This window comes from Streptomyces sp. NPDC016851, assembly GCF_055562795.1.
In genome coordinates this window covers 23,928-43,573 of sequence record NZ_JBVHEP010000016.1, presented here as the reverse complement: position 1 = coordinate 43,573, position 19,646 = coordinate 23,928, and the positions used below count along the sequence as shown (strand labels likewise).

The window sequence follows — 19,646 nt, the reverse complement described above, 5'->3', positions numbered from 1 at the left end:
GCGTCAAAAGGGCTCGATCAACGCAAAGTTGACGAGTGATCAGTTATCCGGAGGCCGTGCCCCGTGCGGTCCGTGCGAGTCGTCGGGCGATGTGCCGGACAAGCCGCTCCAGGTCAGCGCAGTAGACGCTGGGGTGGCGGAAGCCGGTGCCGGGCGCGTACCGGTGCACGTAGTTGCCGCCTCCGCACACCCTCCCGACCGGGCAGCCCCGGCACTCCGTGGCCAGGGCCCGTTCGCCCAGCTGGCGGGCGGCGACGCCGGGGTGGCGCAGGGCTTCGTCGAAGGAGTTCCGGAAGACGTCCAGCCCGGTCTCCGCCGCGCCCGCGTAGGCCGATCTCAGGGAGTCGACCTGCTCGATCGCGCCGTCCGTCTCGACCACGACGGCGGCCATCGGCGACAGTCCCACGGCCTCGGCCCTGCTGGGCGAGCCGAGCAGCAGGGCGGCGATCTCCTGGAAGAGCCGGACGCGGGTGCGCAGTCGCCGCTCGTCCCACCAGGCGTCGAAGACGGTGGCCAGCCAGTCACCGTAGGGGGCGGGGTGCGGGCGGTGGCGTCCGGGGCGCTGCGGAAGCACTCCGGGGGGCGGGTGGGCCCAGTTGGCGTGCGGCAGGAGGAAGTCCACCGCGGGCGGGTTCAGCTCCAGCAGCGACCGGTAGACGTCCAGCGGGTCGGCGTCCAGGTCGATGGTGCACAGGATGCCCGCATAGCAGGCCGGGCGCGCGGCGAGCGCGTGGGCGGCCGCCCGGGCCGCGGGCCAGGCGGGGCGGCCGGCGTGGTCGACGCGGCGGGCGTTGTGGGCGGCACGGCCGCCGTCGAGGCTGAGGCCGACCCGGATACCGGCGTCGGCGAGCACGTCGAGCGCTGAGCCCGTGAGCCGGGTGCCGTTGGTCTGCAGGGTGGCGGTGACCCGGCATCCGGCGGGCACTGCCTCGCGGACGGCCCGGGTGTAGACCAGGGCGGGGCCCGGGCCGGTGAGGAGGGGCTCGCCGCCGTGCAGCTCGACACGGATCCCGTCGAGACCATGCGCGCGGACGTGCTCGGCGATGCGGGCGGCGGTGTGCCGCATGGTGTCCTCGGGCACGCGCGGGGGCCGGTCGCGCCAGCCGGCGTCCTGGCCCCGGTACAGGTAGCAGTAGGTGCAGTCGAGGTTGCAGCGGCTGTGGACCTTCAGCACGAACTGCCGGAAGGGTGTGGCCCGGTGAGCGGAGGTGTCGAGCAGGACATGCGGCCACGGCGGGTGTGCCGACGGCGGGTGGTGCGCCGTCATGGGGCGTCCTCGTACTGGGCGACGACGACGGACTCCCCTTCCCGGGCCCGGAGCTCGGCGAGGATCGCCGCGAATACCGGGTGGTCGGTGTGGTCCGGTCGGGGGACGTCGGGCAGGGGTATGTGGGCGTCGTCGACGGGCGCGGTCACTCGTCGGCCGTTTCGGATTCCATGCGGGCAATGCGGGAGCGGAGGTGCTCACGGCGGGCGGAGTCCTGCGTGAGGGGCAGAGCGAGACGGTAGTCGGCCAGGGCCGGGCCCGTCCGTCCGAGCCGCTCGTGGACCTGTCCCCGGCACTGCAGGGCGACGGAGCGGGTCTCGTCGTCACCCGCCTCCCGGGCGTGGTCGGCGGCCTGGGAGAAGCAGTCGGCCGCCTGGTGCAGCCGTGCGCGCACGCCCGTGCGGCTGTGCAGGAACTCCTGGGCGGTCCCGCGGTTGAGCCAGCACTGCCCGAGGAAACCGGGGTCGTCGGATTCCCGGGCCGCCTCGCCGAACAGCCACTCCGCCTCGTACAGGTCGGACAGCACCTCGTGAAGTCCGAAGCGCAGGAAGTGGGCGGTGCCCAGGTGCTGCCTGCGCAGGGGCAGGCGGGGGTCGTCCGGGAAGGAAGCGTCGACCGCCCGGCGCAGCAGGTCGATGGCCCGGGTGATGTCGCCGGGCAGCCCCGCGGTGCTCGCCCGCTCGAGCAGGGCCCGCCCGAAGCCGGACAGCACGTCGGGCCGCCGCGGGTCGTCCTCGTCCAGCAGTGGTTCGGCCTCCGACCAGGCGTCGATGGCCCGGTCCAGTTGCAGCTGATCGCCGGAACGGTCGTAGCGGACGCGGTAGATGTGCGCGGCCCGCTCGTGGCAGGCGAACCTCAGGGCCTTGTCCTCACCGGCGGCTTCCAGGGCCGCTTCCACCGCGTACATCAGCGAGCGGCGTTCCCGGCCGTCGTCGCGCGGCGGCTGGTGGATCTCGATGGCGCTCGCCATGTCCAGCCAGATCGTGCAGCGCTCGGTGTCCGGGAGGGCGGTCTCGTCACGGACCGCCGCCAGGAAGTCGTCGGTGGCGCGCAGGGCGGCCTCGGCCGCGCGTCGCTCGTCCGGCGCGGCGGCGGAGGTACGGCCGTGCCCCGCGTACTGGCGCGCCAGGTCGAGCCACAGCCGGCCCCTGGCCGCATACGCCTGTTCGTCCCGGGAGGGCTCCAGGGCCACGCCGGCGGCCTCGACGGCCCGGTGCAGATGGGTGACGTACCACTCCTCGGGGCCGGATGCCGGGTAAGGGCCGTCCGGTCCGGCCGCGTCCGCTCCCGAGTCGGCGACGACCCGGCGGAGGTAGGTCAGTGCGAGCGCGGTGTCGTGCCGGTGCTCGGCCGTCGTGTCCGGGTCGTGCAGTACGGAGGTGAAGTCGCGGTCGGCCAGGTACAGCAGCACGGCGCGGGCGAAGTCCTCGGCCCGGTGGTCGCCGAGCGCGGCCCCGGCGGCCCACTGCCTGAGGCCGTCGGGGATGCCGTCGAACCCGATGTCCTGCTTGACCAGCTCCATGGCCTGGGCGAGGCAGATACGCCCCCGTACCACCCGTCCCCAGGCGCTGAGGTCCTCGAAGTCGCCGATCGTCTGCCAGGCCTCCCGGAGGTCCTCCCCGACGCCTCGCACCTGCCAGCGGGACCACAGCGCGTCGGCCAGCCCCACCGCGGCCACGGCCCGCTCCGGCTCCGCCCCAGCGGCCTCCAGCGCCTGCCGCAGATATCCGACCGCGGCGTCGAGTTCCCTGGTCAGGCCCTCCTGCCGGAACCGCTCGAGGGCCTCCCGGCCCCGCGCCAGCAGGTCTCGCACACTCAGCTCCGCGCGTACCGGCACGGCCGGCATCCGCTTGCCGAGGTCCCGCAGCACCTCCGCCGACACCTCGGCGAAGGCCCGCAGCCCGACGGGTTCGCTCTGGTCCGAGGCGAGTGCCGTCGTCAGGTCCTCACCAGGGGTGACCGAGCCGCGCAGGAACGCCCCGGCCAGGGCGGGGAAGTTACGCACGTCGCGCCCGAACCGGCGCGCCACGTAATCGGAGCAGTGCTTGAGCAGCAGGTCGGCGTCGTCCACCGCGAGCCGCGACCGTAGCTCCGAGGCGACTCCGGGCAGGAACTCGTAGCGCACCATCCACGGGTCGTCCGGGTCCTCCCGGCGTTTGAGCAGGCCACTGAGCAGCACCTCGGAGAGCACGTCAGGGCCGCTTCCCGAGAGCATGGCGTGTTGGACGAGCTGCATGACCGGCAGGTAGAGGGGCACCGCGGACAGGTACACGGCGAGTCGGCGAGCCTCCGAGGAAGCCGGGCGCCAGAACGCACGGACACGGTCCGGGCCGGTCAGCTCCTCGGAGGCCCTGACCGCCGCCCCGGACGCCGGGTGATCGGGGCGCACCCACCCCGCCGCCGTCGCCAGCGACTGCTCGGTGGCACCGGATACCAGACGTGCCCAGCCCTCCACCGGCTCCCGGCGCGGAGCGAGCACGGGCACGGGCAGCGCGGCGTGCTCGGCCCGTCCCCTGTCGGGCCGGAACTCCAGTGCGCCCGCGGGCCCTTCCCGCCGGTGGAGCAGCCCGCGCCGGGCGGGCAGGTGGGTACGCAGCCACAACCGCTGCGGGAGCGGCTGCACGACGGCCACGGGCGCCGCAGCGGCCCATCGGTGCAGCAGCCGCTGCATACGGCCGGAGCGCCACATGGGCCCGGCGCAGTCGCTGAGAACCAGGGTCACGCAGCGCCCGGTCGGATCGCTCAGCTGCTCCGGGGCGTGCAGCGGACCGGCAGGTTCCGGGATGGTGGCCCAACCGGGCAGTCCGCCCGCGGTCTCGTGCAGGTACCGCACTCGCACCTCGCGGAAGGCGCCGGCGCGTACGCAGACCTGGCGCAGTTCGTCGAGTGCCTGCTGCCACACCACGGTCGAGGTGGAGACGTCCATCAGGAGCATGAGCCGCGCCTCGCGCCGCCGGTCGGTGCGCAGGACCGGCAGGAGGAACCGGGACTCGGCGGCCCGGTGGGCGGTGGCGTGTTCGTCCAGGACGCGCGGTACGGGGCGGACGGGCGCCCGGTACCTCTGCAGCGGCCGTAAGCCCCGTTGCAGGGCGAGGGGTTCGGGCAGGGCTGGTGCGGCCGGGACGCGGATGGGCTCCATGGGAGCCGCGCCGTCGGCGGCGCCTGCCCCCGGGGCGAACAGCCGGGCCCCGTCGGGCGACTGCGGTTCGCCGTCCGTGACCGGTGGGCGAGGGGGCGGCGAGGGCGGGCCGGTGTCGCCGTCGGCCGAGGGAAGGTCCGTGCGGGCTCCGTCCGCGGCGGACGGGAGGGCCGTCTCCGCCGGGGCCGGGAGCCAGCGGGCCAGCCACAGCGCGTCCGCGAGTTCCTCCACGCCCGGCCCGATCCCCGCGTCCCGCATACGCGCGACCAGCGCCGTGAGCGTGGAGGTCACGTCGCCGGGCGGGGTGTGGGGGGCCTGGTCGGTCATCGGCTAACGCGGCCCCCGGTCCAGGGGCTGCATCAGCAGGTCCGAGATCTCCTCGCGCCGGTGGACCTCGCCCCGGGCCGCGTGCTGAGCGAGGAAGATCGCGTTGAGCAGCTGGTCCGTGGGGCGCAGTGCGCCGTCCGCCTCGGCCCGCGTGAAGCGGTCGACCAGGTCGCGGTTGTCGTCGTACGAACCCTGTCCGAAGTGCGCCTGGACCAGGGCGGCCAGGCGTTCGTCGCGCGGAGCCTTGAGGTCGAGGGTGATGCAGCGGCGCAGCAGCGGTGCGGGGAACTCACGCTCGCCGTTGCTGGTCATGAGGACGAACGGGAAGGCCCGGCAGCGGACCTGCCCGCCCGTCACCGCGACACGGCGGCCGTCGTCGGTGAGGACCTGGACGACAGGGGTGTGGTCGGCGATCCGCTCCAGCTCGGGGACGGCGAACCTGCCCTCCTCCAGGACGTTCAGCAGGTCGTTGGGCAGATCGATGTCGCTCTTGTCCAGCTCGTCGATGAGCAGCACTCGAGGCCGGTCGGCGGCGAGCAGCGCGGTGCCGAGCGGGCCGAGCTTGATGTACCGGCCGATGTCCCGGGACGCGTCGTCGCCGGGCAGCTGGGAGTCCTGGAGCCGGCCGATGGCGTCGTAGGTGTAGAGCCCGTCGCGCAGTTCGCTGCGGCTGACGATCGGCCATTCCAGGACCCGGCCGAGGCCGAGTTCGTAGGCGATGGCGTGTGCGAGGGTCGACTTGCCCACGCCCGGTTCGCCGGTGACCAGGAGCGGCCGCCGCAAGTAGAGAGCGGCGTTGACGAGTTCGAGGGTGCCGGAGTCCTGGATGGGCAGCGGGGCGGCGTCCTCGCCCAGCCTGCGGCGGGTGGAGGAGTCGGGCCCCGGCACCTCGTACGGCACGACCGGGGCGTCGAACCTCCGCCACGCCGGCGGGTCGGGCAGCCGCTCGATGCCGCGCGGATCCGGTTGCCCGGTGCCGCGGTAGACGAACCACTCGCTCATGATGTGCTCCTCGTCGACGGTCGGTGGTCGTCCACGCCCTGGCCGACGGGGGCGTTGTGCACCCACAACGGGCCCCTGAAAATGTACCCAGAACGGGCCCGCCCCACAGGCGTTTCCGGACGCTCGGCCCACGCGTCCCGTCCGTGCCACGCGTCGCTCACAGCGGCGCGTCCAGGGGTTCCGCGTCCTCGGGGGGCAACGGGCGACGAGGATCGTCGTACATCAGTGCCAGGGGTTCGGCCCAGGGGCGCTCGGCCCGGTGCTCGCTGATCTCCTGGCGCACGTGTCGCAGGCGGTCGGGGAGTTCGGCGAGGGATCCGACGGTGCCGAGCAGTTCCTCCGCCTTGGCGTACAGCGTGTCGCACGTCTCGGGGCAGGCGCGCGAGGCGTGTCCGTCGATGTGCCAGAGCGCGACGCCGTGGCCGCTCTCCAGGGCGAGCCGCATGGCGGTGCGCCCGGGGTCGCGTCCGGCCGGGCGGCACATGACCGGGATACGGTGCGCCTCGGCGTTGCGGTAGCCGCGAGAGCCGGGCACGGCTTCCTCCACGAGCGTGCGCCAGCTGCTGAAACGCCGCAGGCCGGTCATGCTCTGCCAGCGGTCGGCCCAGAGCTTGTCCGGATCTCCCCGGCGCTCGAGGGCGCGCAGGACCACACGGCGGCGCGCCCCGAGGTGCCCGGTGTCGTTCAGTTCCGCTATGTCGTCGAACCGCCAGCGGTGCACGGACATGTCGAAGTACTCGGAGGGCAGGGCCACTTCGAGCGGCACGGGCCGGTCTGCGTGGTCCTTGGCCCGCAGCAGCCTGCCCAGGGGCTCCCGCAGGGCCTGGACCAGATCCTCGGGCCGGAAGCCGTGGACGGAGCCGTCGGCCTCGTACAGCAGGGGCTCGCCCTCGCCGTCGTCGTACCAGACCTGCCAGAAGAACCTGGGCGACTGAGCGCCGATCACCGGGTCGAGCAGGACCGCCACGGTGGGGCCCTCGCCCGGGCCGGGGTAAGGGATCACCAGCCGCTCCGCCTTCTCGTCGGGGCCCGGAAGCAGCGCGTCCGGCAGGCTGACCTCCCGGACGAAATCGTGCATGGCCCTGCGGGGCTCCTTGCGCAGCCGCTTTTCGATCCACCGGGTGAGCGCGGCGCAGTCGCCGCCCCTGGTGCGGGTGTACTTCTCCACGCACATCAGGAAGCGCAGGAAGGTGAGCGCCTCGAGCGGCCGGCCCCCTTCGTAGAGCAGTCCGGCACCGTCGCGCCAGGTCAGCAACTCGAGCGTGGTGTCCGGCCACAGGTTGTTGCTGCGCGCCTTCTTCGCCAGCAGTTCGACGGTGGGCGCGTCGGGCGGCGGGGGCAGTTCGGCGAGCAGCCGGAGCGCCTCGCGGCGATCGGCCGGCGTCCAGCACGCGCCGCTGTCGGTCGCCGGGACGTCCTGCAGGTCGACCCAGTTGTCCCCGGTCGGGGACGTCGGCTCGTCGCCGTGCCAACGGTCGTGGGCGGCCATGACCGCTCGGTACGTCGCCCCGAAACGGCGCAGCGCCGAGATCGCCACCGCCTTGCCGCCGTCCTGCTGTCTCCGGCGCGATTTGATCAGGCCGACGACGGCTCCGCTGACCGGATCGACCAGCGGACCGCCGGACATTCCGCTGGGGAAGTCGATGTCGGGCTTGATGATCAGCCCGTAGGCGTCCTCTTGGCCGTTGATCTCGGCGTCCACGATCCGGAAGTGGGTCTCGGGCGGCCCCGGGTAGTACCCGCAGGCCTTGAGCGCGCCGCAGTGACGCACGGCCCGCTCGGGTATCCATACGCACTCGTGCGGGTGCTGTGCGGGATCCCCCGCCAGCCGCACCAGCGCCAGGTCCTCCTCCGGCGGGACGGCGGTCCGGCGCGGTTCGGTGAGCAACCACTGCTCCAGGCGGGCCTGTGCGTCGATGCCCTGGCCGCGTACGCGGAAGGTGACCGAGGTGTCCGCCGCGAGGTGCGGACGCAGCACGTGGGCGGCGGTCAGCACCCATCCCGGCGCGACGAAGAAGCCGCTCCCCCACAGAGGTCTGTCGTCGTCCCCGACGGCCAGCAGGTGAACGGTGGCCGCCCGGGCGAGCTCGTACAGGCGGTCGCTGCGTTCGGTCATGCCGGGCCCGGCTCCTCCGCGGGTCCGCGGTCGAGTTGCCAGGTGAGCGTCACCTGCAGGGATGCCTTGGTCTCACCCCTGGCGAGCACGGCGAACGCCACGCCCTCCTTGGCCGTCAGCTCCACGCCGAAGGTGATCGCGGCCTCATCGGGGCGGGCCGCCTTGGCGGCGTCGAGGACGGAGGCGCCCACACCTTTGATCAAATCTTGGAGCTGTTCCACCTTCGCGAGGGCGGCCTCGGTGAAACCGACGTCCTCCTGGTCGCCGTACGCCTCGCCCTCACCGATCCGCGCGGTGATCACCGTGCCGTCCGGCAGCTGCACATCCTGGATGTGGCTCATCTCGTCCCCCGTCGAGTCCCCCGCCGGCCGATCGAGCACGGCCGGCGCCCTCGTGCACCAGACGAGGGTCATACCCACGTTGACCGCCCGTGACCCCACCCGTTCCCGGCCAGGGCCTCGCGGGACCGCACGGCCTACCCTGGAGGGGTTGGCAAAAGGGGGCTTGCCCCGTCCGGATCAGGAGCACGAGTTGTATTTCACCGACCGCGGCATCGAGGAGCTGGAAAAGCGGCGCGGCGAGGAGGAGGTCACCTTCGAGTGGCTCGCCGAGCAGCTGCGGACGTTCGTCGATCTCAACCCCGACTTCGAGGTGCCGGTGGAGCGGCTGGCCACGTGGCTCGCGCGGCTGGACGACGAGGACGAGGAGTAGGACGTTCCCGGGACGGTCGGTCGCGGGAGGTTCCCGGGGCGGTCGGTCGCGGGACGTTGTTGGGACGGTCGGTGGCGGGACGTTGCCGGGGACGGTCGGTCGCGGGGACGTTGCCGGGGACGGTCAGTCGCGGGGACGTTGCCGGGGACGGTCAGTCACGGGGACGTTGCCGGGGACGGTCAGTCACGGGGGCGGATGAGGCCGTAGGCCAGGCTCAGCAAGCCGTGGGCGAGGAACAGGGCCCCCGCCGCGATCAAGCCGCCGTCGCGCCGCCGTACGCCCCGGGCCGTGAGCGGTACGCCCGCCGCCACCTGGGCGAGGGCCAGGGCGCGGGCCCTGGGGCCGCCGGTCCAGGGCATCCAGGGGCCCAGGCGGCTGTGGTCGACGGTGTCGCGTTCCGCGACCGCGTCGCGCCAGCCGGGCCATTCGACCGGGAGGCTGTCGGGCTGGAGCGCGGCGGCTTCCCGGAGGCGGTCGGCAGGCTCGCCGGGGGCGAGGGCCGGGGACAGGGAGACGCCCAGGCGCGCGAGAACCGCCAGCAGGCCGCGCAGGCGGGCGCGGGCATCGGCGGCGGGATCGGATTTCGTCAGCTGGTCGAGGGCCTGGAGGTCCAGGACGGGGTCGAGGCCCACGCGCGCGGCGAAGGTGCGCATCGCCTCCTCCTCCCCCACCGGAATCCCGCTCGCGAGCCAGACGAATCCGACCGGGCGGCGGAAGCCGGACGCGAGCGTGAAGCCCGCGTGGTCGGCGTCCCACCACAGGGCGAGAACGGGCCAGGGCGCGCCGACGGCGAGGGCCGTGGCCCAGCCGGTGACCACTCGGTCGACGGGCTCGCCGGCGTCACGCCAGGGCCTGCCTTCGGGCACGAGCACACTCCATTCGTCGCCCGCCCGGGTGAGCTGCATACGCTCCCGCAGCAGATGGGCGACGGGGGCGACCGCCCCGGGCACCGCCCGGCACAACAGCAGCGCCCCGGGGGCGGGACCGGTGCGGTCGGCTTCCGTCGGCATGGTCACACGGTAGGGCGAATCACCCCTCTTTGAGCACTTTTGTACGCCTCGACGTGCGCCTCAACTCCCCCGGAGCGAGTGCCTTGACTTTCCCCAGCCACGATATATCGTGAATGACATCAGACGCGATATGGCGCGTCCTGTCGGGAGGTCTGTCCATGTCCGAGTGGTCTGTCGCGGAGCCGGCCAAACTCACCTTCGACGAGCCCGTGAGCGAGCTGCACGTGCGCCTCGTCGACGGAACGGTGAACGTGGTGGGCACGGACGAAGGTTCCGCCCGCCTGGAGGTCTCCGAGATCCAGGGCCCTCCCCTGGTGGTCACCCAGCAGGGCGGCACCCTCACGGTGGCGTACGAGGACCTGCCCTGGAAGGGCTTCCTCAAGTGGCTGGACCGCAAGGGCTGGCGCCGCAGCGCGGTCGTCTCCCTGGCCGTCCCGGCCTCCACCCGGGTGGAGCTGGGAGTGGTCGGTGCGGCAGCGGTGGTCTCCGGGATCCAGGGCCCGGCGGTGGTGAAGGGCGTCACGGGCGACACGACCCTCGTGGCCGTCTCCGGCCCGGTCCGCGCCGACACGGTCTCCGGGAATCTGGAGGCCCAGGACGTGACGGGCGACCTCCGATTCAACTCCGTCTCGGGCGACCTCACGGTGGTCGAGGGCTCCGGTTCCTCCGTGCGGGCCGACTCGGTCAGCGGCTCGATGATCGTCGACCTCGACCCGGACGGCCCCACGGACGTGCGGCTGACCAGCGTCTCCGGCGAGATCGCGATCCGGCTGCCGGACCCGGCGGACGCGGAGGTCGAGGCCAACACGGCGAGCGGCGCGATCTCCAACGCCTTCGACGATCTGCGGGTGCACGGCCAGTGGGGCGCCCACAAGATCACGGGCCGCCTGGGCGCGGGCAACGGCAAGCTGCGTGCCATCACGGTCTCCGGCTCGATCGCCCTGCTGCGCCGCCCCGCCAGGGAGGACGATCCCGAGGAACCGTGGGACACCCGGCCCGGCACCGGCACCGGCAGCTCGCCGGCCGACCCGCAGGACGACCCGCAGGCCGGCTCGGGAGACAATTCCGTCTCCGACCGGGGCGCCGCCGACGCCGGAGTCCCGGCCGACGGCACGACCGACAAGAAGGTGCTCTGACATGCCCCCCGTCTTCGCCCACGGCCGCCTCCGCCTCTACCTGCTGAAGCTGCTGGACGAGGCCCCCCGTCACGGCTACGAGGTGATCCGCCTCCTCGAGGAGCGCTTCCAGGGGCTGTACGCGCCGTCGGCGGGCACGGTCTACCCGCGCCTGGCCAAGCTGGAGGCCGAGGGCCTGGTCACCCACACCACCGAGGGCGGCCGCAAGGTGTACTCGATCACGGACGCGGGCCGCGCCGAGCTGGCCGACCGCAGTGGCGAACTGGCCGACCTGGAGCTGGAGATCCGGGAGTCGGTCGCGGAACTGGCGGCGGAGATCCGCGCCGACGTGCGCGGGGCCGCCGGCGACCTGCGCCGCGAGATGCGCGCGGCCGCGACCGAGGCCCGCCGGGAGACCGGCGGCAAGGGGGCCCGTGGCGCGGAGGACGCCCCCTTCGGGGACTTCGGGCAGTACGGCGACAAGGACGCCTGGCGCGTGGCCAAGGAGGAGATGCGGCGAGCCAGGCAGGAGTGGAAGGAACAGGCCCGCCGCGCCAAGGACGAGAGCCGCCGCGCCCGCGAGGACGCCCAGCGCGCCCGCCGCCAGGCGAAGGAGGCCGAGGAACAGGCCCGTGCCCAGGCCCAGGAGCAGGTGCAGCGCATCGCACGCCGGGTCCAGGAGCAGGTCCAGGACCACTTCGCCCGCGGTGACTGGCCCACGGGACTGCGCGAGGGCCTGAGCGAACTGGCCAAGGAGGTCGGCGAGTTCGGCAAGGACTACGGCAAGGACTTCGGCTTCGACTGGACCGGCACCGGCAAGCCGGCCGCGGAGCCGACGCCCTCACAGCCCGCCGAGGACTTCCCGGCCGACTACGAGCCCGCCTGGGCCCACGAGGACGCCACGGACTCCACCGGCGACCCGGCCCGCGACCTGGACCGCCTGCTCGACCGCTTCCGGGACGACATCCGCGACGCGGCCCGCGACCACGGCGTCACCCCCGGCCAACTGCGCGACGCCCGCCGCCACCTGTCGACGGCCGCGGCCCACATAGGAGCCCTGCTGCGCACGCCGAAGAAGTAAGCGGCCGCCCCCCGCCCTCACCCGGCCTTGGCCTCGCCGCCCCCGTACAGCACCCGCACCAGGGACGCGTACGTCACCCCGTGGTCGGCGAGGACCTCGGCCGGGACGCCGGGGCGCAAGGTCAGGGCGAGCAGGATGTGCTCGTCCCCGATGTGCCGGTCCCGCTGGGCGAGGGCGACCCGCAAGGAGCGCTCCAGGACGTCCTTGGACCCGCGCCCGAAGGAGGGCCGCCCCGACCACCACCCCTTGTCCTTCCGGTCACCGGCCATGGCACCCGCCCCGTGCACCTCCTCCACCCGGGCGACGATCTCCTCCACGTCGATCCCGAGCCCGGCGAGCGCGTCGGTCTCGGCCTGCGACAGCCCGGCCCGCCGCCGCGCCGCCCCCAGCGCCTGCCGCACGGACTCCCTCCCCTCACCGAGCCCGAGAGCGGCGAGCGCGAAGGAGCCACGACTGCTCTCCCGATCGAGCAGCGCGAGCAACAGATGCTCCGGCTCCACGACCTGCCCGCCTCCACCACCCTCCACATACGCGAACGCACCCTTGACCACGCTCCGGGCGTCCTTCGTGAACCGCTCGAACATCAATGCCTCCCGTACTTCTTGTGCACGGCCTGCCTGCTCACACCGAGTTCGGTGGCGATCTCCTGCCACGACCAGCCCTGATTGCGCGCGTTGCGCACCTGGACGGCTTCCAGTTGCTCCAGCAGCCTGCGCAGGGCGGCGACGGCCCGCAGGCCGACCCGTGGATCACGGTCGCCCGCACGCTCGGCCAGATCGGTTGCTTCGGTCATGGCGTCAACCTACGTTGACAACCCACTCCCGTCAACCCCAGTTGACAAACCAAACGGCCGGCCCGAACCCGGACCGGCCGTCGGCGCACCCACTCAGCAGGCACTACGGATTGACGAGCACGACCTTCCCGAACTGCTCACCGGACGCCAGCCGTTCGAAGCCCTCCCGCGCACGGTCCATGGGCAGCACCTCATCGATCACGGGCCGCACTCCGGTCGCGGCACAGAACGCGAGCAGGTCCTCCAGCTCGTCCTTGGTGCCCATCGTGGACCCGACGACCTTGAGCTCCAGGAAGAAGATCCGCGTCAGTTCGGCGTGCGAGGGCCGGTCACCACTGGTGGCACCGGAAATCACCAGCGTGCCGCCGGGCTTCAGCGACTTCACGGAGTGCGACCAGGTTGCGGCCCCGACGGTCTCGATCACGGCGTCGACCCGCTGCGGCAGCCGCGCCCCCGCCTCCAGGGCCTCCACGGCCCCCAGCTCCACGGCCCGCTTCCGCTTGGCCTCGTCCCGGCTCGTGGCGAAGACCCGCAGCCCGGCCGCCTTGCCCAGCACGATGGCGGCCGTGGCGACACCACCACCGGCGCCCTGCACGAGCACCGAGTCGCCGGGCCGGACACCCGCGTTGGTGAACAGCATCCGGTACGCGGTCAGCCACGCCGTGGGCAGACAGGCGGCCTCCTCGAAGGAGAGCTCCTTGGGCTTGGGCAGGATGTTCCAGGTCGGCACGGCGACCTGCTCGGCGAAGGTCCCCTGGTAGCGCTCCGTGAGGATGGAACGGGGCTCCTTGGGGCCGACCCCGTGCCCGCTCTGTCCGATCACGGAGTGCAGGACGACCTCGTTGCCGTCCTCGTCGACGCCGGCGGCGTCACAGCCGAGGATCATCGGCAGCTTGTCCTCTGCGAGGCCGACGCCGCGCAGGGACCACAGGTCGTGATGGTTGAGGGAGGCGGCCTTGACCGTGACGGTGCTCCAGCCGGGGCGGACCTCGGGAGCCGGACGCTCTCCCAACTCCAGGCCGGCCAGTGGCTGGTCGCGGTCGATTCGGGCGGCGTAGACAGCGAACATGACCTTGACGATAGGTTCCCCAACGGGCCCGGGGAACCATCAGCCCCTGTGAGACACACCCTCTTGCCAGGCCCACGGAGTGGGTGCCGCTGCCGGGTGGGCCCGCAGCCCGGCGGAACGGGGTGCCGCTGCGCCCACCCGTGCCGCCCCAAGCGGCACGACTGCCCGCAGCCAGGTCGGCCACGGCGCCCGCGGCACGGGGTCTGCCCGCAGCTAAGGCGGACACGACTCCCCGCAGCGCGGCGGCCTGCGGCAGCTAAGGCGAGACGCGCCCGCAGCCGCGCACGCGCGGAAGGGGACGTGTCGGGGGGTGTCCGCCCGCAGCGGTTGGCGCGTCAACGGACAGTCAGTCGGTACCCGACCCCATCGCGCCGTTCCGAGGACGGACACCCCCCGGCGCGGCCCCGACCCACCGCACCCCGGCAGGCGCTACGCGCACCCCCACCGAACCAGCCACAGGCCGCCGCAGGCATGCACATTCCACCCGAACAGCCGCACCTGACGGCAAAAAGTGACCCCGCCCACCAGGGCAGGGCCACCTCACAACACCGGCGGACGTCAGCGCCGAGCCACACCCTCAGCCCGCGCAGCCGCAGCCACCGCAGCCGTCACCGCCGGCGCAACCCGCTCGTCGAACGGCGACGGGATGACGTAGTCGGCCGCGAGGTCGTCCCCGACCACACCCGCCAGAGCCTCCGCCGCAGCCAGCTTCATCCCCTCCGTGATCCGCGACGCCCGCACCTGCAGGGCACCCGCGAAGATCCCCGGAAACGCCAGCACGTTGTTGATCTGGTTCGGGAAGTCCGACCGCCCGGTGGCCACCACGGCCGCGTACTTGTGCGCGACCTCGGGGTGCACCTCGGGATTCGGATTCGCCATGGCGAAAACGAACGCCCCGTCAGCCATGGACGCCACCGCGTCCTCCGGCACCGTCCCACCGGACACCCCGATGAACACATCGGCCCCGACCAGCGCCGCCTCCAGCGACCCGCTGATCCCCGCCTTGTTCGTGAACCCGGCCAGCTCCCGCTTCACGGGCGTCAGATCGTCCCGGTCCGCCGACACAACACCCTTGCGGTCGGCCACCGCGACATCCCCGACCCCGGCCTCGACCAGCATCTTCGCAATCGCGACACCCGCCGCACCGGCGCCGGAGATGACAGCCCGCAGATCCCCCAGCGCCCGCTTGCTCAGCCGCGCAGCGTTCCGCAGGGCCGCCAGCGTCACCACCGCCGTACCGTGCTGGTCGTCGTGGAAGACGGGAATGTCCAGCGCCTCCTGGAGCTTCCGCTCGATCTCGAAGCACCGCGGCGCCGAGATGTCCTCCAGGTTGACCCCGCCGAACGACGGCGCGAGCCGCACCACCGTCTCGACGATCTCGTCGACGTCCGTGCAGTTCAGCGCGATCGGAACCGCGTCCACGCCGCCGAACTGCTTGAACAGAATCGCCTTGCCCTCCATCACCGGGAGGGAGGCCTCGGGCCCGATGTCACCGAGGCCCAGCACGGCCGTACCGTCCGTCACGACGGCCACGACCGACGACTTCCATGTGTAGTCGTGCACCAGCTCCGGCTGCTCCGCGATCGCGCTGCACACCTTCGCGACCCCGGGCGTGTACGCCAGGGACAGGTCGTCCTTGTCACGGACCGGCACCGTGGCCTGCACGGCCATCTTGCCGCCGCGGTGGAGCGCGAACGCCGGATCGAAGGAGTCGAGGGGCTCCGCACCGCCCTCATGACCCGTATGGTCCGTCGTGCTCTCGCTGCGAGGATTGACGATCTCCGCTGCCACTTCGTTTTACCCCTTAAATCTTCATTGGCTTGAGGGTGGCCACTCCTGGTGAGGCGTGGGCGGGACCGCGTACGGCCGTGGTCGTGCTCTGTACGTGTTACGTACGGGCGCGTACGCGATGGGCGCGCCGCACACGCGCCCTGAGCCCCGGATGAGGGGTGTAAAGAACCTTCTTACCGGACGGACGGCGCCGACGACGAGTCCATAACGCGAAGGTCACACACGGGCGCCCTGACTCTTCGTCCAATATCGGGACAAGGTCTGGACAAACCCTCGACAACCGCTCATGCGTCGGTGAATCCCTCGGGCCCCGTATCGGATTCCCGGGACATACCGAAGATCTTCCTGCCGGAAGGAATGATTCCCGCAGAAGGTCCGGCCGTGATGTACCGGAGTGGTGCGGTTCGGGGGTCGCCCGTTATCCGATTTTGACATGGCTGGCCCCCAGAATGGCGCCGTCCGAATGGCAAGATGCCGTAATCACACGAGGTCGCGACACTCGAAGACGTGTGTTCTCGTCGACCCACGGCACTACCGGCACCGCCGGTAGTCCACGGCACTGCCGAACCCCTTCGGTAGTCCACGGCACTGCCGAACCTTCGGCAGTCCACGGCACTGCCGAACCCATCGGCAGCGCTCGCCCCATCGGCAACTCCACCCATCCGCCGGAGGAACCCACCATGACCGCAAGCTCCACCCGTCGTACGACCGCCGCGCACTCCCGGCTAGCAGCGGTCGGTGCGATCGCGGTCGCAGGCGCGCTGATGCTCACCGGATGCGGTGACCAGACCAAGGACACCGGATCGGGCAGCGAGACGAGCGCGGCCCCGCTCGCCGACAAGCTGCCGCAGGCGATCCGTGACAAGGGTGTCATCAAGGTCGGCTCGGACATCGCGTACGCCCCGGTCGAGTTCAAGGACAGCTCCGGCAAGGTCGTCGGCATCGACCCCGACCTCGCCGCCGCCATGGGCAAGCAGCTCGGGGTCGACTTCCAGTTCGAGAACGGCACCTTCGACACGCTGATCACCGGTCTGCGCTCCAAGCGGTACGACATCGCCATGTCCGCGATGACCGACAGCCCGGAGCGCCAGAAGGGCATCGACCCGAACACCGGCAAGAAGGTCGGTGAGGGCGTCGACTTCGTCGACTACTTCACCGCCGGTGTCTCGATCTACACCAAGAAGGGCGACGACCAGGGCATCAAGACCTGGTCCGACCTGTGCGGCAAGAAGATCGTGCTGCAGCGCGGCACGGTCTCCGAGGACCTCGCCAAGGCCGAGTCGAAGAAGTGCCCGGCCGGCAAGAAGATCGCCATCGAGCCCTTCGACAACGACCAGCAGGCCCAGACCCGCCTGCGCGCGGGTGGCGCCGACGCCGGTTCGTCCGACTTCCCGGTCGCCGCGTACGCCGTGAAGACCTCCGGTGGCGGCAAGGACTTCCAGCTGGTCGGCGAGCAGGTCGAGGCCGCTCCGTACGGCATCGCGGTCGCCAAGAACCAGACGCAGCTGCGGGACGCCCTCAAGGCCGCGCTGGACGCGCTCATCAAGAACGGCGAGTACGAGAAGATCATGAAGAAGTGGGGCGTCACGGACGGCGCCATCAAGGAAGCCACGATCAACGGCGGCAAGTGACCGCGACGCAGCGGCACTGAAAGGCAACACCCGTGACTGTTGACATCGACAAGACGACGGGCGACACGCCCCCGGCCGGGCCGGAGGCCATCAAGGCCATCCCGGTCCGGCACTACGGGCGGTACATCTCCGCCGTCGTCGCCATCGCCCTGCTGGTCGGGGTCGTCTACGCGTTCTCCCAGGGCAAGATCAACTGGGACGCGATCCCGGACTACTTCTTCGACGACCGCATCCTGGACGGCGTGGGCAAAACGCTCCTGCTGACCGTGCTGTCCATGGTGATCGGCATCGTCGGCGGCGTCGTGCTCGCCGTGATGCGCCTGTCGAAGAACCCGGTGACCTCGTCGATCGCGTGGTTCTACATCTGGTTCTTCCGCGGCACCCCGGTCCTGGTGCAGCTGATCGTCTGGTTCAACCTGGGCCTGGTCTTCGAGTACATCAACCTCGGGCCGTTCTACAAGGACGAGTGGTCGGACTTCATGACCCCGTTCCTGACGGCGCTGCTGGGCCTCGGTCTCAACGAGGCCGCGTACATGGCGGAGATCTGCCGTGCCGGTCTGCTCTCCGTCGACGAGGGCCAGACCGAGGCGTCGCACGCGCTGGGCATGAGCCACGCCAAGACGCTGCGCCGGATCGTCATCCCGCAGGCGATGCGCGTGATCGTGCCGCCGACGGGCAACGAGGTCATCAACATGCTGAAGACGACCTCGCTGGTCTCGGTCGTCCAGTATCCGGAGCTGCTCCGCGCCGCTCAGGACATCGGCCAGACCTCCGGCGCCCCCGCCGAGATGCTGTTCCTGGCGGCGGCCTGGTACCTGCTGATGACGTCGGTCTTCAGCATCGGCCAGTACTACCTGGAGCGGTACTACGCGCGTGGTTCGAGCCGGTCGCTCCCGGCCACGCCGTTCCAGAAGGTCAAGGCCAACCTCCTGTCCCTGTCCAACCGCTCGAAGCCGACGGGAGGCACCGCATGACCGCCATGGTGAAGGCCGAAGGCGTCCACAAGAACTTCGGTCCCCTCGAGGTCCTCAAGGGCATCGACCTGGAGGTGAAGTCCGGCGAGGTGTTCTGCCTCATCGGCCCCTCCGGCTCGGGCAAGTCGACGTTCCTCCGGTGCATCAACCACCTGGAGAAGATCAACGCCGGCCGCCTGTACGTGGACGGGGAGCTGGTGGGCTACCGCCAGAAGGGCGACAAGCTCTACGAGCTGAAGGACAGCGAGGTGGCCCGCAAGCGCCGGGACATCGGCATGGTCTTCCAGCGCTTCAACCTGTTCCCGCACATGACGGCCGTGGAGAACGTCATGGAGGCGCCGGTCCAGGTCAAGGGCGTGAGCCGGAGCCAGGCCCGGCAGCGTGCCCTGGAGCTGCTGGACCGGGTGGGCCTGGCCGACAAGGCGGGCAGCTACCCCTCGCAGCTCTCCGGCGGCCAGCAGCAGCGCGTCGCCATCGCCCGGGCCCTCGCCATGGACCCGAAGCTGATGCTGTTCGACGAGCCGACCTCGGCGCTCGACCCGGAGCTGGTCGGCGACGTCCTGGACGTCATGCGCGACCTCGCCGAGTCCGGCATGACGATGATCGTCGTCACCCACGAGATGGGCTTCGCCCGCGAGGTGGGCGACAGCCTGGTCTTCATGGACGGCGGTGTGGTCGTCGAGTCCGGTCACCCGCGCGAGGTACTGACGAACCCGCAGCACGAGCGGACGAAATCGTTCCTGTCCAAGGTGCTCTGACATCACCCACCCCGAGGGGGCGGTACGGAACTCCGTACCGCCCCCTTCGGCATGCGGCTGGTGATGTCCGCGTCCACCACCCAGCCCCGCCCTCGTAATACCCTGGAACCACCATCAGCTGTTACGAGTGCGCGCTCAGGACAACAAAGCCCCTCCGTAAGGACTACACGTGGAACTGGCCTATTACTCGGACTACGCCGTGCGCCTCGTCAACACGGAGGAACCGGCCCGGGGCAAGGACACCCTGACGTCGGTCGAGGCGGTCCGCGAGCTGTTCGTCGACAACCAGTCGGCGGCCCGCCGCACCACCGACGCGGACGTCACCCGCTTCCGCTCGGTCCGGGCCCGGCTGCGCGCGGTCTTCGAGGCGGCCGACAAGGGCGACGAGACGCTCGCCGTGGACCTGCTGAACTCACTGCTGCTGGAGTTCCCGGTGAGCCCGCAGATCTCCGGGCACGACGTCCGCGACGACGACGGCCGCCCCCTGTGGCACATGCACCTGGCGGACCATCCGTCCAACGCGACCGCCGGATACGCGGCGATCGCGGCGATGGGCCTGGCGTTCCACCTGACCGAGTACGGCGTGGACCGGCTGGGGCTGTGCGAGGCCGCGCCCTGCCGCAACGCCTACCTGGACACCTCCACCAACCGCTCCCGGCGCTACTGCTCCGACCGCTGCGCGACCCGGGCCAACGTGGCGGCCTACCGCGCCCGCAAACGCCTCGAAGCGGCCCGGCCCGGCCTGCCCGAGAGCACGGGCCTGGCGGCGGACAGCGCCCAGCCCAGCAGCGCCCAGGGCGAGCGCAGCCCCGGCTTGCGCGGCCGGTAGCGGAAGCGGACCCGCCCCAGCACCAGGTCGTCG

General features: G+C 71.7%; 18 protein-coding genes. 7 read left to right on the top strand and 11 right to left on the bottom strand.

Annotated elements, in window-relative coordinates; translation table 11 throughout:
* Nucleotides 1-43 precede the first annotated feature (43 nt).
* The 6 genes from ACZ3I3_RS24600 to ACZ3I3_RS24575 form a co-directional block, all read right to left on the bottom strand.
* Nucleotides 44-1,267 (bottom strand): FxsB family cyclophane-forming radical SAM/SPASM peptide maturase, encoded by a 1,224-nt coding sequence (locus ACZ3I3_RS24600; RefSeq protein ID WP_467368425.1) that lies wholly within the window; start codon nucleotides 1,265-1,267, stop codon nucleotides 44-46.
* Nucleotides 1,264-1,416, bottom strand: coding sequence for a hypothetical protein (locus ACZ3I3_RS24595; RefSeq protein WP_356924601.1), 153 nt, complete (start codon nucleotides 1,414-1,416; stop codon nucleotides 1,264-1,266). The genes ACZ3I3_RS24600 and ACZ3I3_RS24595 overlap by 4 nt, the downstream gene beginning before the upstream one ends.
* Nucleotides 1,413-4,733: an SAV_2336 N-terminal domain-related protein gene (locus ACZ3I3_RS24590; RefSeq protein WP_467368423.1), complete on the bottom strand. Its 3,321-nt coding sequence runs from the start codon at nucleotides 4,731-4,733 to the stop codon at nucleotides 1,413-1,415. The genes ACZ3I3_RS24595 and ACZ3I3_RS24590 overlap by 4 nt, the downstream gene beginning before the upstream one ends.
* A 3-nt stretch (nucleotides 4,734-4,736) precedes the next feature.
* Nucleotides 4,737-5,735, bottom strand: a complete 999-nt coding sequence (locus ACZ3I3_RS24585; RefSeq protein ID WP_467368421.1) for an AAA family ATPase — start codon at nucleotides 5,733-5,735, stop codon at nucleotides 4,737-4,739.
* 157 nt (nucleotides 5,736-5,892) lie between these two features.
* Entirely contained in the window at nucleotides 5,893-7,851 is a 1,959-nt protein-coding gene (locus ACZ3I3_RS24580) for a VMAP-C domain-containing protein (protein WP_467368419.1), read from the bottom strand.
* Nucleotides 7,848-8,192, bottom strand: coding sequence for a CU044_2847 family protein (locus ACZ3I3_RS24575; RefSeq protein ID WP_467368418.1), 345 nt, complete (start codon nucleotides 8,190-8,192; stop codon nucleotides 7,848-7,850). Before ACZ3I3_RS24575 ends, ACZ3I3_RS24580 begins: the two co-directional genes overlap by 4 nt.
* A gap of 190 nt (nucleotides 8,193-8,382) precedes the next feature.
* Between ACZ3I3_RS24575 and ACZ3I3_RS24570 the strand changes: the two genes are divergently transcribed.
* Nucleotides 8,383-8,562, top strand: a complete 180-nt coding sequence (locus tag ACZ3I3_RS24570) for a DUF6104 family protein (protein ID WP_023586593.1) — start codon at nucleotides 8,383-8,385, stop codon at nucleotides 8,560-8,562.
* 179 nt (nucleotides 8,563-8,741) lie between these two features.
* Here the strand turns inward: ACZ3I3_RS24570 and ACZ3I3_RS24565 are convergent, their stop codons facing one another.
* On the bottom strand, nucleotides 8,742-9,572 hold the full coding sequence (locus ACZ3I3_RS24565; protein ID WP_467368416.1) for a hypothetical protein: 831 nt from the start codon (nucleotides 9,570-9,572) through the stop codon (nucleotides 8,742-8,744).
* 158 nt (nucleotides 9,573-9,730) lie between these two features.
* On the opposite strand from ACZ3I3_RS24565, the gene ACZ3I3_RS24560 reads away from it, so the two are divergent.
* Complete coding sequence (locus tag ACZ3I3_RS24560; protein WP_467368414.1) at nucleotides 9,731-10,708, top strand: DUF4097 family beta strand repeat-containing protein; 978 nt, start codon at nucleotides 9,731-9,733, stop codon at nucleotides 10,706-10,708.
* A gap of 1 nt (nucleotide 10,709) precedes the next feature.
* The gene (locus tag ACZ3I3_RS24555; RefSeq protein WP_467368412.1) at nucleotides 10,710-11,768 is read left to right on the top strand and encodes a PadR family transcriptional regulator; all 1,059 of its coding nucleotides are present in this window, start codon (nucleotides 10,710-10,712) and stop codon (nucleotides 11,766-11,768) included.
* Nucleotides 11,769-11,785: 17 nt separating this feature from the next.
* Here the strand turns inward: ACZ3I3_RS24555 and ACZ3I3_RS24550 are convergent, their stop codons facing one another.
* The 4 genes from ACZ3I3_RS24550 to ACZ3I3_RS24535 form a co-directional block, all read right to left on the bottom strand.
* A complete protein-coding gene (locus ACZ3I3_RS24550; RefSeq protein WP_467368410.1) occupies nucleotides 11,786-12,352 on the bottom strand; it encodes a Clp protease N-terminal domain-containing protein in 567 nt (188 codons plus the stop codon).
* Nucleotides 12,352-12,561: an HTH domain-containing protein gene (locus ACZ3I3_RS24545; RefSeq protein WP_003992902.1), complete on the bottom strand. Its 210-nt coding sequence runs from the start codon at nucleotides 12,559-12,561 to the stop codon at nucleotides 12,352-12,354. The genes ACZ3I3_RS24550 and ACZ3I3_RS24545 overlap by 1 nt, the downstream gene beginning before the upstream one ends.
* A 103-nt stretch (nucleotides 12,562-12,664) precedes the next feature.
* Nucleotides 12,665-13,630 carry a zinc-binding dehydrogenase gene (locus ACZ3I3_RS24540; RefSeq protein ID WP_467368408.1) on the bottom strand — a complete coding sequence of 322 codons (966 nt, stop codon included), beginning with the start codon at nucleotides 13,628-13,630 and terminating at the stop codon, nucleotides 12,665-12,667.
* Nucleotides 13,631-14,188: 558 nt separating this feature from the next.
* Complete coding sequence (locus tag ACZ3I3_RS24535) at nucleotides 14,189-15,421, bottom strand: NAD(P)-dependent malic enzyme (protein WP_467368406.1); 1,233 nt, start codon at nucleotides 15,419-15,421, stop codon at nucleotides 14,189-14,191.
* A 449-nt stretch (nucleotides 15,422-15,870) separates the two neighbouring features.
* On the opposite strand from ACZ3I3_RS24535, the gene ACZ3I3_RS24530 reads away from it, so the two are divergent.
* The 4 genes from ACZ3I3_RS24530 to ACZ3I3_RS24515 all read left to right on the top strand — a co-directional run bounded on the left by ACZ3I3_RS24530 (nucleotide 15,871) and on the right by ACZ3I3_RS24515 (nucleotide 19,613).
* A complete protein-coding gene (locus ACZ3I3_RS24530) occupies nucleotides 15,871-17,052 on the top strand; it encodes an ABC transporter substrate-binding protein (RefSeq protein ID WP_467368404.1) in 1,182 nt (393 codons plus the stop codon).
* A 32-nt stretch (nucleotides 17,053-17,084) separates the two neighbouring features.
* The gene (locus ACZ3I3_RS24525; protein WP_020277103.1) at nucleotides 17,085-18,026 is read left to right on the top strand and encodes an amino acid ABC transporter permease; all 942 of its coding nucleotides are present in this window, start codon (nucleotides 17,085-17,087) and stop codon (nucleotides 18,024-18,026) included.
* Nucleotides 18,023-18,784, top strand: a complete 762-nt coding sequence (locus ACZ3I3_RS24520; RefSeq protein WP_467368401.1) for an amino acid ABC transporter ATP-binding protein — start codon at nucleotides 18,023-18,025, stop codon at nucleotides 18,782-18,784. Before ACZ3I3_RS24525 ends, ACZ3I3_RS24520 begins: the two co-directional genes overlap by 4 nt.
* 169 nt (nucleotides 18,785-18,953) lie before the next feature.
* Nucleotides 18,954-19,613, top strand: coding sequence for a CGNR zinc finger domain-containing protein (locus ACZ3I3_RS24515; RefSeq protein WP_467368399.1), 660 nt, complete (start codon nucleotides 18,954-18,956; stop codon nucleotides 19,611-19,613).
* Nucleotides 19,614-19,646 lie beyond the last annotated feature (33 nt).